Consider the following 13,291-nt stretch of genomic DNA (forward strand, 5'->3'; position numbering starts at 1 on the left):
GTCCTACCTCCCGCCCGACCCACGCCGGGCGCGCACACGAGGATAGGAGTCACGCGCGGACGGCTCGCGCGCACCGGGTGAAGCTCCGTCCACCACGGGACGCCCGCGACGTCAGGTGGCGCGCGCGCGTCCGCTGGGACACGCGCGTCTGGCCTCAATGGCGGACGAGCTTGCCGCTCCCGCTCACGCGAACCGTCCGCACCGCGGCATCGCCCCACAGCTCCACGTTCCCCGAGGACCCGATGAAGACGTCGACGGAGCCGCCCTCCGCGCGCGCCCGAATCCCACCCGAGCCCTCGGATGACAGGTCCGCGCTCGTCGCCCGCATCGCGCTCGCGTCCAGGTCGCCGCTGCCGCCCACGCGCGCGCGCACTTGCTGCGCTTCGCCCTCGAGGGTGATGCCTCCCGAGCCACGCGTCTCCGCGTCCATGCTCCGTGTCAGGCCAGACCAGCGCAGGGTGCCCGAGCCCGACGCGGTCAGCGACACCGACTCCGAGGCCGAGCCCTCCGGCGAGCACAGCGTCACGCTGCCCGAGCTGGACAGCTCCGCGGTGAGCGTGCGCGCCGGGCCGCAGAAGCGCAGGTCCCCCGAGCCGCTCGCCACCAGCCGCACGTCCTCCTCGCGCGTCAGGTCACCCACCGTCAGCGTCCCGGAGGAGGTCAACGTCGCGCCCAGGAACCGGGGCAGGCCCACGCTCACCGTCCCATCACCGCGGAAGGAGAGTCGCCCTCCGCTGTCGATGATGAGCGTGTCGCCGTCCACCCACGTCTCCAGCTCGTCTTGGAGCTGGCGCTCCAGCGTCACGCGGACCTCGGCGCGCGCGGCCTCGTGGACCTCCACCCGCATGGACGTGCGGTTCTCCACGCGGGTGAAGCCCTCCAGCGCGCGCGACTCGGTGACCTTGAAGCCGTCCTCCTCGTCGTCCACGTGGAGAAGACAGCCCGACAGCAACGCGGCCGCGACGGCCCCCACCCCCATGAGCTTCCACATGCGCGACTCCCTTTCCTGGCAATGCGCCAGGGGAACACCGCGCAGGTGAAAAGCTGTCACCTAAATCTGCACGCCCAACAGGAACCCCGGCCACACGCGCACAGTGGTGCGTCCGTTGTCGGACACGTTCTTCCACTCGGGCCCGATGCCCAGCTCCTCCCAGCGGTCGCTGCCGTGCATGGTCACCAGCGTGTTGCCGGTGATGCCGCCAATGAGCGCCAGGCGCCGCGCCACCTGCCATCCGCCCACGAGCCGGAGCTGGCCGAGGATGTTCTCGCCGTCGCCGTCCTTGAACAGCCGGTCATCGTGGACGCTGCTGCCCATCACATCCATGTCGATGAAGAAGCGCTCCATGGGGATGTGCGCGCCAAAGGCCGCGCCCAGGAGGTAGCGGCGGCGCCGCGTGTCCGAGCCCGGGTTGAAGCCCACCGTGAGCAGCGTGTACAGGTGCTTGCCGCCGAACTTCACCGCCGCGTTCATCGCCGCCAGGTCGCCGCCCCAGAGCTGGAAGTTGCCCTGGCCGTTGCCGACGAAGCTCAGCAGGCCCACCGACTCGCCCTCGGACTCGCGCGCCACGTTGATGACGCCGAGCTGCAGTCCGTCCACGCGCCCCCCGACGTTGACGATGCCCACCTGCGCGCCGTCGATGTCGCCGCCCACGTTGATGATGGAGAGCTGGGCGCCGTCCATCTTCCGCGCGTAGCTGACGCCCGAGGACATCTGGAGGCCCGTCATCTCCTGCGCGACGTTGAGGCCCGCGGTGGCCTGGAGGCCGCGAAAGGTGCTGCCAGCGATGTTCGCGCCCACGCCGAGCTGCGCGCCCACGCCGCCCGCGCTCGCGATGTTCGCGCCCGCGCTGAACTGCGCGCCGTTCATGAGGCCGCCCGTGATGTTCGCGCCCACGCCGAACTGCGCGCCCTCCATCGCGCCGCGCACCACGTTGATGCCCGCGGTCTGCTGGATGCCCACCAGGTCCTGGGTGGCCACGTTGGCGCCCACCGCGAACTGCGCTCCGGACACCGGCCCGCGCGACACGTTGGCGCCCACCGTCATCTGCACGCCGGAGAGGCCCGCCTCCACCCAGTTGGCGCCCAGCGACGTCGCCAGACCGTTCACCCGCTTCGCGTGGGTGGCCAGCAACCCGAGCGAATAGTTGGTGACCACGTTGCCGGTGTGCATGCCCGCGGTGCTGATGTTGGGCAGCAGCGTCAGGCTGATGGGCACGTAGACCTCATCCGGCGTGGCCTGGGCACTCGTCGCCACCGCGGGCGCGGCGGACGGCGCGGCCACCGTCCCGGCCCCCGTGGTGGCGGCCACCAGCGGCGCGGGAGACAGCGGGGCCTGGGCCACCGGGAACTCCACGGGCGCGCTCGCACCCACACCCTGCTCCGCGGCCGGCGCGGCCGGCGCCTCCTCGGCCCGGGCCGAAACCGCGACCACCGCCGCCATCACACCCGCAACCACCGAAATCGTGCGCTTCATCGCCGGGACCTTCCTGAACAGAGACGAGCGGGGCCGTGTCGCCGCCCCTCGCGACAGGAAACACCCGTCCCTTCCAGAACTGTCACCGCGCGGATTCAGACCTCGCGCCCGAGGCCCGGACGCTCAGAGCTCCGGGTCCGGCGTGTAGTCCAGCTCCCCGCTCGGCGCGAGCACCAGCCCGGTGCCAGGCTCGCCGGCCTCGTCGTCGCGGCCCACCTCGAGCGTCTCCTCTTCGGTGTTCCACTGGCCCAGGTAGTACTCGCCCCCCGCGTTCATGCACGCGCGGCCATCCGACACCACCGTCTCCACCACTTCCTTCTTGTCGCTGGTGAGCCGGTAGAGGGTCCACGTCTTGCCCTCTTCCCGGAAGCCGCCCACCAGGTCCTTCAGCTCGGCGTCGCGCGGCTCTCCGCCCACCGTCAGCTCGCGCTTCCACTGGCGAGGCTCCTTGGCGGGCTGACGCTGCTGCCACGCGCGCGCCAGCTCCACCAGCTTCTCCTCCGCCGCCGCCTGCTGCGTCTGCATCTCCGACGGCAGCTCGATCTCCTCGAGCGCCAGCAACGCCGTCTCCAGTTGCAGCGCCTTGAGGCTCCACTCGTTCCACGCTGTCTTCAGCATCCGTGTCGCTCCTTCCGCGTCATCCCCGGCCGCGCGCCCGGGAGCATCCGGGCACGCACCTATCACACCGCCCGCCCGCCCTGGCTCCGGCCGGGCCCGGGCTCGCTGCCGGCCACCTCCCCGCTGTGCACCTTCAGTGCACAGGGTGCAGTGCACAGGGAGACAGCCATGGCCAGTCAGCAGAAGGACCCACGAGACGCGCTCGACCACCTCGACGCCCTCATCCAAGAGCTGCGCGTGGCCATGATGACCACGGTGGAGGAGGACGGGAGCCTGCGCGCCCGGCCCATGTGGACCCGAGGACGCGACGCGGAGGGCGCGCTCTGGCTCTTCACCCGCGAGCACGCCTCCAAGGTGGGTGAAGTGACCCACGACCACCACGTGAACCTCTCCTACGCGGATGCCGCGCGCGAGCGCTTCGTGTCCCTCAGCGGCCGTTGCCAGCTCGTGCTCGACAAGGACAAGGCCCGCGCCCTGTGGAACCCCGCGCTCCAGGCCTGGTTCCCGCAAGGCCTGGATGATCCCGAGCTGGCCCTGTTGAAGGTCTCCGTGGAGAAGGCCGAGTACTGGGACGCATCCGCTCGCCGCATGGTCCACTGGGCGAAGCGCGTCCGGGCCGCCATCACCGGACACGGCGCCGAGGAGGCCGGAGACAACGCGCGCCTCACCTTCGACGACCGCGGCGCGCCCATCTCCTGAGTCCTCCGCCGCGCACCGTCCTCCTCTGAACACGCGGCCCCGCCAGGTCGAGCGCAGCGCGCCCACGTCCTGGGGCGGCATGCGGGCCCTCGCGCGTCCGACTCCTGGCTGGCTGCCCTTCAGGCAACAGACCGCACCTGGGCACCTCGCGACGGACATCGCCGCTGAGAAACCCACGTCTCGCGGAGATCCTGGGACGCGTGCGTCCTCGCGCCCTCATGGGTGGGGATGGCGCCGCCAACCTGATGTTTCTCTGACAGCCGCGTTCGTCCTGGCTTGTAGCTGGGGACTCCGTGCGCCATTCACGTGGCGACCTCCGTGGTAACGAGGCGCCGGACCGCACATGACGTTGAAGTCACGAACGCTTTAGAGTATCAACCATCCGCATTCGAGATTTTCCGCATTCCCGCCCAGCGAAGCCTGCGCGGTGATTGTGGGCTCAGGTCATCTAACGGGGCGGGCTCAGACTTCCGCTCTTTTTGAAGGAACCAGACGATGGAGACCAAGAAGTCGGTGTCGAAGCCCGAGGGCAAGCTGGCAGTGCTCATCCCGGGGCTGGGCGCGGTGTCCACGACGCTCATGGCGGGCGTGGAATTGACGCGGCAGGGCAAGGGCGCTCCCATCGGGTCCCTGACGCAGATGGGAACGGCGCGCCTGGGCAAGCGCACCGACGGCCGGACCGTGAAGCTCAACGAGCTGGTCCCGCTGACGGAGCTGGGCGACGTGGTTTTCGGCGCCTGGGACATCATCAGCGAGGACGCGTACCAGGTGGCGGTGCGCTCCGGCGTGCTGAACGACAAGCACCTGGAGCAGGTGAAGCCCTTCCTGCAGGGCATCAAGCCCAAGAAGGGCGTGCATGACGCCGAGTTCGTCCGCCGCATCGAGGCGAACCACGTCAAGGCCACCAAGACGCACCGCGAGAGCATCGAGGCGCTGCGCCAGGACATCCGCGACTTCAAGAAGGAGCTGAACGCGAAGCGCGCGGTGATGGTGGTGTGCAGCAGCGTGGAGACGTTCCGCCCGATGCCCGCCGCCTTCCAGTCGCTGGCGAACTTCGAGAAGGCGCTGGACGCGAACAGCCCGGACATCAACCCGACGGCGCTCTACGCCTACGCGGCCATCAAGGAGGGCGTGCCCTTCGCGAACGCCACCCCGAACGCCAGCGTGGACACGCCGGCGCTCCAGGAGCTGGCCAAGCAGGAGAACGTCCCCGTCGCGGGCCGTGACCTGAAGAGCGGACAGACGATGATGAAGACGGTCATCGCCCCCGCGCTCAAGGCGCGCATGCTGGGTCTGGAGGGCTGGTTCTCCACCAACATCCTGGGCAACCGCGATGGTGAGGTGCTGGACGATCCCGCCGCCTTCAAGGCGAAGGAGGTCACCAAGTCCAGCGTGCTGGACACCATCCTCCAGCCGGACCTCTACCCGGAGCTGTACACCAAGTACTCCCACAAGGTGTCCATCCACTACTACCCGCCCCGCGGCGACGCGAAGGAGGGGTGGGACAACATCGACATCTTCGGGTGGCTCGGCTACCCGATGCAGATCAAGATCAACTTCCTCTGCCGCGACTCCATCCTGGCGGCGCCGCTCGTCCTGGACATCGCGATGTTCCTGGACCTGGCCAAGCGGATGGAGTGGCGCGGCATCCAGGAGTGGATGTCGTTCTACTTCAAGAGCCCCATGGCCCACCCGGGTCTGCCCGTGGAGCACGACCTGTTCATCCAGCTGACGAAGCTGAAGAACACGCTGCGCGTCGTCGCGGGCGAAGAGCCCATCACCCACCTCGGCCTCGACTACTACGGGGATGACCTCCCAATCGCCCGCTAGACCGAGCGCGTTCATGTGGCTCACCACCGTCATGGCGGTGGGCCACCTGGCGTTCGTGACCGCCGCCGGGCGGCTCCGGTGGGAGCACGCCGTGGTGGATCTGCTCGTCGTGGGGCTGGCCTGGATTGGCCCCCGGACGCGGCGGTTCCTCCGCGGCGGGTTCCCGCTGTGGCTGTCCGGCATGCTGATGGACAGCCAGGGCCTGTGGTTGGGTTGGCGTGGCGACATCCACACCGGGGATTTGTTCGCCCTGGACGGTCGGGTGTTCCCGGCGCCCGCGGGCGCGGCCAACTGGCCCGCGTACCTGGCCGAGCGCAGCCATGTCGTGCTCGACCTGTTGTGTGGATTTGGCTACGCGACGTACCTCTTCGAGGTCTTCGCAGTCGTCATCATCTTCTTCGTGGCGAAGCATCCGCGCTTCGAGCAGTTGTGCTGGAGCTTCCTCGTGGTCAACGTCGTGGGCGTGGCCACGTACATGCTCTATCCGGCGGCGCCACCCTGGTATGTGCTGACGCACGGCCTGGGCCCGGCGGATCTCGCGGTGGCTCCGAGCGCGGCAGGCGCGGCGCGCTTCGACGCGTTCTTCGGCATCCAGTACTTCCACAATTTCTACTCACGCAACCAGAACGTCTTCGGCGCCATGCCCTCCCTGCACTCGGCCTATCCGGTGTTGGTGTTGTGGCACACGTGGCACCGCGGGCCGTTGTGGCGCGTGGGCGCGGGGCTGTTCTCCGCCCTCATCGCGTTCTCTGCTGTCTACCTGTCGCACCATTACGTCCTGGACGTGACCGCTGGCATGACCGCCGCGCTCCTCGCCTGCATGGCGGTGGAGCTCGCGTTCGCCCGCCAGCTGGCGCCGGTGCCTGTACCGGTGCCCCTGACTCCTGGAGGAGACACCCGTGCATGACAACCTCCTGGCGTGGCTGACGGGCGACCTGTCCCCGTCGGCACGCATCTGGTCGGCGCTCGCGCCGGCGCTGCTGGCCTGTTGTTACTTCCTGGGCGGTCTCGTGTTGTTCTGCGTGCGCTGCGCCTTCAAGGGCATCCCGCGCGACGCGGAGACGCTCACCCGCGGCAAGACCGTGCTGGTGGGCTTCTTCCTGCGGCACTACTTCTTCTGGGTCATCCAGCCCCTGTGGCAGCTCCTGCTGCGCTCGGGGCTGCCGGCCAACGCGCTGTCCATGCTGTCCGGCCTGCTGGGGGTGTCCTCCGGCGTGGCGGTGGCGGCGGGGCGCTTCGCGCTGGGCGGCTGGCTGTTCCTCATGGCCGGCATCCTGGACGTGATGGACGGCCGCATCGCCCGCACGCGCAAGGAGGCCAACCCGGCCGGCGCCGCGCTGGACTCGGTGCTGGACCGGTATGTCGACTCGGCGATGCTCATGGGCCTGGCCTGGTACTACCGGGACACGTGGGTGCTCCTGCCCGCGCTGGTGGCCTTCCTCGGCTCGTCGCTGGTGCCCTATGTCCGGGCGCGCGGCGAGGGCCTGGGCGTGAGCGTGCGCGACGGCGCCATGCAGCGGCTGGAGCGCGTGCTCTTCCTCGGCGTGGGCACGGCGCTGTCTCCCATCCTGGAGGCCATCTTCTGGCCCGAGCACAAGCACCCCATGCACTGGCTGGCGGTGGCGGGGCTCGTCTTCGTGGCGGTGATGAGCAACGTCACGGCGCTCTCGCGCTTCCGCAAGCTGGTGGAGGCGCTGGCGCCGAAGAAGCCGCAGGCGGCGCGCTCGGGCGTGGCGCTGGTGGGCCTCAACGCGGCGTCTGGCGCGGTGGCCACCGCGGTGGACTTCGCCGCGGTGCTCGCGATGGTGGAGTGGGGCGCGATGTCCCCGGCGTGGGCCACGGTGGCGGGCTGCGTGCTGGGTGGCGTGGTGAACTACTCGCTCAACCGCGTGCTGACCTTCCGCAGCAGCGGGGCGGTGGCGCCGCAGCTGGCGCGCTACACGGTGGTGAGCGCGACGAGCGCGCTGCTCAACGCGGGCGGCGTGGCGCTGATGACGCTGCACCCGCAGCTGGCGTACACGCTCGGCTGGTGGGTGGTGCGCGGGGTGGTGTACTTCGCGTGGAACCTGCCCCTGCAGCGCGACTACGTGTTCAACGACTCGCCGGACGCGCTGCTGGAGCAGCGCCCCCATGCGGCGTGAGACGCGGCTGACGTCGCTGCTGCTGACCGCCCTGCTCGCGCTCGCGGGCACGGCGGCGCGTGGCGCGGCGTTGGAGCCCACGTTCTCCACGAACGACAACTACGGCGAGAGCTTCACATTCATTGGCGACCTGGACGACGGCGGCTTCGTCCTGGTGCAGCTGTCGATGACGAACATCGGGCCCGGCTCGCGCACGGGCATCTGCCGGGCGACGGTGCTGCGGCCCGGCCAGCGGGCCTGGACGCCGCAGAATCGCGTGGGCGGCAAGCAGTGGCGCTATGACCCCGCCACGGCCACGCTCCAGGTGGGTGACTGCTGGGCGCGCTCGAGCGCCACGGGGACCCAGGTGGAGGCGCCGCTGGACGGCGGCCGCGTGGCGCTGACGTATGACGCGCCGCTGTCGCCCCACTCGCCGGATGGCTCCGTGGTGGAGGTGGGCAGCGAGCGCTACCGCCACGAGGTGCTGGTGGCCACCAGCCCCGTGAAGGTCACGCTGCAGGTGCCCAAGTCCGCCGAGGAGACGCTGACCGGCGGCGGCTACGCGGACCACACCCGCTCGACGATTCCGCCCGCGAAGCTGGCGCGCCGCTGGGTGCGCTTCCGCGCGCTGCGGGGCGGCCAGCACCTGGTGCTGCTGGCGCGCGAGGGCCAGGACGGCGAGTTCGGCCCCGTGTACTTCTGGGAAGAGGGCCAGGCGCCGCGCCGGCTGGAGTCCTTCACGCTCAACCGCGAGGGCTCCAAGGAGCGCAGCGTGTGGCGCGCGGAGTTCACCGGAGACGACGGGCACATGGCCATGGCGCTGCGCTCCACCTCCATCCTCCAGCGCAACGCGCCGGTGGAGCAGCTGGGCATGCTGGCCGGGCTGGTGCGGCCGGTGGTGGGCTCGCCGGTGACGTACCTGCACCGCGGCGTGCTGGAGCAGGCGGGCAAGACGCCGATTCAGGGTTTGTTGGAAGTGACGCTGGAAGGCGAGTAGGAGCGCGGAGCGTGAGCGAGTCGCTGCTGCGGTCGGTGCACCATGTGCCGGGAGTCCGAGGCTGGGTGCGCAAGCAGGTGCTGCGCGGGGTGGCGCGCGGCGTGGAGTGGACCACCAAGCTCCCCGGTCGGCGCGCGCTGAACGTGTCGCGGGTGAACGCGTGGCTGCACGTGGGTGGCTCGGTGCCCCGCGCGCGGTACGCGGAGCTGAAAGCCCAGGGCATCACCGCCGTGATTGACCTGCGCGCCGAGCGCCAGGACGACGCGGAGGCGCTCGCGGCCCTGGGCATCGAGCTGTTGCACCTGCCGGTGACGGACCGCTACCCGCCCTCCGTGGAGCAGCTGTCGCGCGGGGTGGAGTGGGCCCTGCCCCGGCTGGACGCGGGAGGTGTGCTGTACACCCACTGCGAGCACGGCGTGGGCCGCGGGCCGCTCATGGGCCTGGCCGTCATGGTGGCCCGAGGCTGGGACGCGCCGGACGCGTACCGGGCGCTGCGCGAGGCGCGCTGGCAGGCGACGCTGAACGACCGGCAGCTCCGCGGGCTGGCGGACTTCGTGACGGCGTGGACGGCGCGCGAGGCGGGCCGGGCCGCGTAGGACGTGCGCGGGCGCACGGAACTCCGGCCGCCGCGTTGACACCACCGGCAAGGCTGGGTAGGCACAGTCCAGCCACCCAGCGCCTCGATGGCGGCCCGCGCGACCCCTCGCGGACCGTAGAGTGCGCCTCCCGGGTGGCGCGCATGGCCCCGCCCCGCTGGAGGCATCCTGGGCCACGCACGAGGCGACGACACATGCTGGCACTGCTGGGTGGCTGTCTCTTGGGACTCATGCTCGGGATGCGGCACGCGCTGGAGCCCGACCATCTGGCCGCCGTCTCCACGCTGTCCGTCGAGCGCTCGCGCCCGCTGCGAGAGAACCTGATGCTGGGCGCGGTGTGGGGCGCGGGGCACACCCTGGCGCTGTTCGTGGTGGGCGGGACGCTCGCGGCGCTGCGCACGCAGATGCCGCCCCAGGTGGAGCAGGGCCTGGAGCTGTGCGTGGCCGTCATGGTGGCCACGCTGGGGATGCGCGCGCTCATGCAGGCCTTCCGCGAGGGCACCAGCGGCGCGCCCGTGCCGCACCACCACGGCGCCACGAAGCACACGCACTCCGGCCACGCCGAGCACGTGCACGTGGGGCGCTGGACGCTCGCGCGGCGCCCGCTGCTCGTGGGGCTGATGCACGGACTGGCCGGCAGCGGCGCGCTCACGGCCCTGGTGCTGGCGGAGCTGCCCACCGTGGGCACGCGGCTGCTCTACATCCTCGCCTTCGGCCTGGGCTCGGTGACGGGCATGGCCGCGCTCACCGGGCTGGCGGGACTGCCGCTGCGGCGGCTCGCGGGGAACGGGAGCGCGCGGGCCGCGGTGCTGGGGCTGGCCGGCGCGCTCTCCGTCTTCATCGGGACGTGGTGGGGCTGGGAAGCCGTCTCCCACTGGAGCTGAACCACCGGAGCTGAGCGCCTGGCAGAGGGCGCCCGGCTTCAGTTGCCCTGCAGCCGCTGGTCCGGCGGCACGCCCGAGGGAAGGCGGTCATCCTCCGGCATCGCCGTGGGCCCCTTCGAGCACTGGCAGACCTCGCAGCCGCGCTTCTTGTCCATCGAGCACTCGACGGCCGTGAGGCAGAAGCGGTCTTGGGACTCGGGGCACCGCGCCACCTCGCGCGGCCGCTCGTGGACACAGCCCGTCCACAGCAGGCCCGCGGCCACACACCCCAGCACTCGCATGGACATGGGGCGCATTCCTCAGGCCTCCGGCGTGGTGGCGGGCTGCTCCGGGTGCTCCGGCACGTTCCCGTGCTTGCGGCGCCACCGCTCGACGATGAGCAGCAGCGACGGGAAGCCCAGGAGCACGATGAGCATGTTCACGCCGAAGCCCAGGTTGGCCAGGTCGCCAATCGAGTTGAGGCCCGGGTGCTTGGCCATGATGAGGGCGAGGAAGCCGATGGCGCTCGTCAGCAGGCCACCGGTGATGGCGCGCCCCGTCTCCGCGTAGACCGAGACGAAGTCCGCGCCGGGTTCTCCCAAGCGCTCTACCAGGTGCACGCCCGCGTCCACCGTGGTGCCCACCAGCACCGGCAGCACCACGATGTTCAGGTAGTTGAACTCCAGGCCCAGGAGCGACATCAGGCCCACCAGCGCCGCGATGGACAGCAGCGTGGGCAGCATGCAGATGAGCGCCGTGCGCAGCCGGCCCATGGTGACCCACATGGCGGCCATCACGCTGAGCACCGCGGCGGCGAGGATGCGGGGCCCTTCGCGCGCGACCATGTCCAGGATGTCCGCGAGGATGAGCGCCTCGCCCGCCGCCGACACGCGCGTGCCGTCCGGCAGCGACATGTCGCGCACTTCCTTGGCGAACTTCCGCGTGCCCGCGCCGTCCGACAGGCTGATGCCCGCGTACACCAGCACCACGCCGCCGGTGCTGCCATCCAGGCTCTCGAACTGGTGGCGCACGCCCTCGGGCATGTCCGCCTGCGTGAAGGGCTTGGCCAGCGACATGCGCTGCGCCCGCTCCAGGTCCGTGCGCGTCTGGCCCTTCAGGTGGGACGAATCAATCTTCCCCAGCTTCGACGCGATGGCATCGAGGATGACCTGCTTCTCACCCTGCCGCGTGGGGACCAGGTCCTCCAGCGCGCCCACGAAATCGATGGTGGAGTCCTTGCCGCGCGACTGCTTGCGCGCCTCCAGCTGGCGCACCACCTCGCGCTCCATGTTCTGCGAGTCCGTCAGCACCACCACCGGCGTCTGCGAGTAGCCGAGGATGTGGTTCACCTTCTGGTCCAGCTGCACCGACGGCAGGCTCACGTCATCCAGCTTGGACATGTCGTAGTTGAAGGACACGCGCCACGCCTGGCTGATGAGCGCCAGCGCGCCCACGCCCACCACGATGGCCACGCCCCGGTAGCTGCGCGGCAGCCACCGCGCCAGCATCGCCATGGGCCCGCCCGACGCGTGGTGCACCTTCGGCGTCCAATTGAACCGCGCCGCCAGACCCAACAGCGCCGGGAGGATGAGCACGTACGTCAGCACGCTCACCACCATGCCCACCGCCGCGATGACGCCGAACTCGCGGAACGCTCGGAACTCGGACAGCGAGAGGCTGAGGAACGTCAGCGCCGCCACCAGCGCGGAGATGAGCGCCGAGTAGCCGGTGTGCCGGAAGGTCTCCTCCACCGCGTCCTCGGACTTCACGCCCTCCGAGCGCAGCGCGCCATAGCGTCCCAACAAGTGGATGCCGTGCTCCACGCCCAGGCCCCCCAGCACCGCCGCGAGGAACGCGGTGAGCAGGTTGACCTGTCCGTACATCAAGCCCACGAAGCCATAGGTCCACGCCAGGCCCGCCATGACCGGGGCCATGGTGAGGCCCACGGACACGCCGCTGCGGAAGTGGAAGATGAGATAGAGGACCAGCAGCACCATGGCCACCGTGCCCGTGGTCGCCAGGTCGTTGGAGATGACGCCCTGCTGATCAATCTTCTTCTTGAACGTGCCGGTGATGGCCGTCTTGAAGCCGGGCCCGTACTTGGACAGGTCCTGCTTGCCGAGGAAGTCCTCCACCTGCGCGATGGTGCGCTTGGAGTAGCCCAGGTCCGCGGAGCTGCCCTTGGGCTTGAGCATCATCACCACCATGCGCGCCTTGGCGTCCAGGTAGTAGAGGTCTCCGCCGCCGGACAGGCGCGTGTTGGCGCGGCCCGCGTACTTGTGCTCGATGTCGGAGAAGTCCAGCGACGGCGCCGGGGAGTCGTCCAGCCGGACGAAGAGCGGGTTGGCCTGCTCCTTCTCCCACGCGATGCGCGAGTCGATGCGCTCCTGCACCGCCTTCAGGTCATCCACGTCCAGGTAGTAGAGCGCGTGCTCTTCGAAGAAGGCGCGCGGACGCTGCGCGTTGACGTAGCGGATCTCCGGCAGCTTCGCGAGCTGCGGGGACATGTCGTCCACGAAGCGCTTGAGCGCCTCCGCGTCCGCGCCCATGCCCACCACCACCACGTTGCCCTGACCACCGAAGCGCTTGCGCAGCTTCTCGATGTCCTGAACGCTCTGGAACGACTTCGGCAGCAGTCCCACCAGGTCCGCGTTGAGTGACAGGGATTGGGCGAAGTACCCACCAATCGCCGTCAGCACCAGCGCCACGAGCAAGGCCCTCCAGGGCCTCTGGTGGCTCCGGGCAGCCGTCTTGCCCATCGCCGCCTGGAACCGCTCGGACCAACGCATCTCAGCCATGTTGCGACACCCGCTGTGTTGACTTCCGACCGAAAAAAGGCGGCCCACCTTGGGCACGGCCAAACCAGGGAGTCAACGCGTTTATGCCGCATCCCGGAAGGTAAGGCCCCGAATGACCGCACCATCTAACGACCCGCGGATTTCGTTGCACGGGATGCATTTCGGGCGAGCGAGCATTCACTGGCGCACGCGGGGAGTGGGGGCGTCCCTCCGCTTTCCCTGACACCTGACAACCGGGCGACGCCCCGTGCAGACGCCGTGCGCCGTGGCCACGTTCCCCCGCAGGACAGGCGGCTC

The 13,291-nt window shown here is 70.2% G+C and carries 12 protein-coding genes; 7 read left to right on the top strand and 5 right to left on the bottom strand.

Going from position 1 to position 13,291, the window contains the following annotated elements:
• Nucleotides 1-154: 154 nt before the first annotated feature.
• The 3 genes from JGU66_06085 to JGU66_06095 form a co-directional block, all read right to left on the bottom strand.
• Entirely contained in the window at nucleotides 155-991 is an 837-nt protein-coding gene (locus JGU66_06085; GenBank protein MBJ6760324.1) for a DUF2807 domain-containing protein, read from the bottom strand.
• A gap of 60 nt (nucleotides 992-1,051) precedes the next feature.
• Complete coding sequence (locus JGU66_06090) at nucleotides 1,052-2,473, bottom strand: hypothetical protein (protein ID MBJ6760325.1); 1,422 nt, start codon at nucleotides 2,471-2,473, stop codon at nucleotides 1,052-1,054.
• A 123-nt stretch (nucleotides 2,474-2,596) separates the two neighbouring features.
• Entirely contained in the window at nucleotides 2,597-3,091 is a 495-nt protein-coding gene (locus JGU66_06095) for a hypothetical protein (protein MBJ6760326.1), read from the bottom strand.
• Between the two features lie 168 nt (nucleotides 3,092-3,259).
• On the opposite strand from JGU66_06095, the gene JGU66_06100 reads away from it, so the two are divergent.
• The 7 genes from JGU66_06100 (at nucleotide 3,260) to JGU66_06130 (ending at nucleotide 10,217) form a co-directional block, all read left to right on the top strand.
• The gene (locus JGU66_06100; protein MBJ6760327.1) at nucleotides 3,260-3,790 is read left to right on the top strand and encodes a pyridoxamine 5'-phosphate oxidase family protein; all 531 of its coding nucleotides are present in this window, start codon (nucleotides 3,260-3,262) and stop codon (nucleotides 3,788-3,790) included.
• 495 nt (nucleotides 3,791-4,285) lie between these two features.
• Nucleotides 4,286-5,620 carry an inositol-3-phosphate synthase gene (locus JGU66_06105; GenBank protein MBJ6760328.1) on the top strand — a complete coding sequence of 445 codons (1,335 nt, stop codon included), beginning with the start codon at nucleotides 4,286-4,288 and terminating at the stop codon, nucleotides 5,618-5,620.
• Nucleotides 5,598-6,527, top strand: coding sequence for an inositol phosphorylceramide synthase (locus tag JGU66_06110; GenBank protein ID MBJ6760329.1), 930 nt, complete (start codon nucleotides 5,598-5,600; stop codon nucleotides 6,525-6,527). Before JGU66_06105 ends, JGU66_06110 begins: the two co-directional genes overlap by 23 nt.
• On the top strand, nucleotides 6,520-7,761 hold the full coding sequence (locus JGU66_06115) for a GtrA family protein (protein MBJ6760330.1): 1,242 nt from the start codon (nucleotides 6,520-6,522) through the stop codon (nucleotides 7,759-7,761). The genes JGU66_06110 and JGU66_06115 overlap by 8 nt, the downstream gene beginning before the upstream one ends.
• Nucleotides 7,751-8,737 carry a hypothetical protein gene (locus tag JGU66_06120; protein MBJ6760331.1) on the top strand — a complete coding sequence of 329 codons (987 nt, stop codon included), beginning with the start codon at nucleotides 7,751-7,753 and terminating at the stop codon, nucleotides 8,735-8,737. Before JGU66_06115 ends, JGU66_06120 begins: the two co-directional genes overlap by 11 nt.
• 11 nt (nucleotides 8,738-8,748) lie before the next feature.
• Nucleotides 8,749-9,333, top strand: a complete 585-nt coding sequence (locus JGU66_06125) for a dual specificity protein phosphatase family protein (protein ID MBJ6760332.1) — start codon at nucleotides 8,749-8,751, stop codon at nucleotides 9,331-9,333.
• A 194-nt stretch (nucleotides 9,334-9,527) separates the two neighbouring features.
• Nucleotides 9,528-10,217 carry a hypothetical protein gene (locus JGU66_06130; protein ID MBJ6760333.1) on the top strand — a complete coding sequence of 230 codons (690 nt, stop codon included), beginning with the start codon at nucleotides 9,528-9,530 and terminating at the stop codon, nucleotides 10,215-10,217.
• A gap of 38 nt (nucleotides 10,218-10,255) precedes the next feature.
• Here the strand turns inward: JGU66_06130 and JGU66_06135 are convergent, their stop codons facing one another.
• Nucleotides 10,256-10,504, bottom strand: coding sequence for a hypothetical protein (locus tag JGU66_06135; GenBank protein ID MBJ6760334.1), 249 nt, complete (start codon nucleotides 10,502-10,504; stop codon nucleotides 10,256-10,258).
• Between the two features lie 12 nt (nucleotides 10,505-10,516).
• A complete protein-coding gene (locus tag JGU66_06140; GenBank protein MBJ6760335.1) occupies nucleotides 10,517-12,994 on the bottom strand; it encodes an MMPL family transporter in 2,478 nt (825 codons plus the stop codon).
• Nucleotides 12,995-13,291: the final 297 nt, after the last annotated feature.

Source organism: Myxococcaceae bacterium JPH2, from assembly GCA_016458225.1.
Taxonomy (GTDB): domain Bacteria; phylum Myxococcota; class Myxococcia; order Myxococcales; family Myxococcaceae; genus Citreicoccus.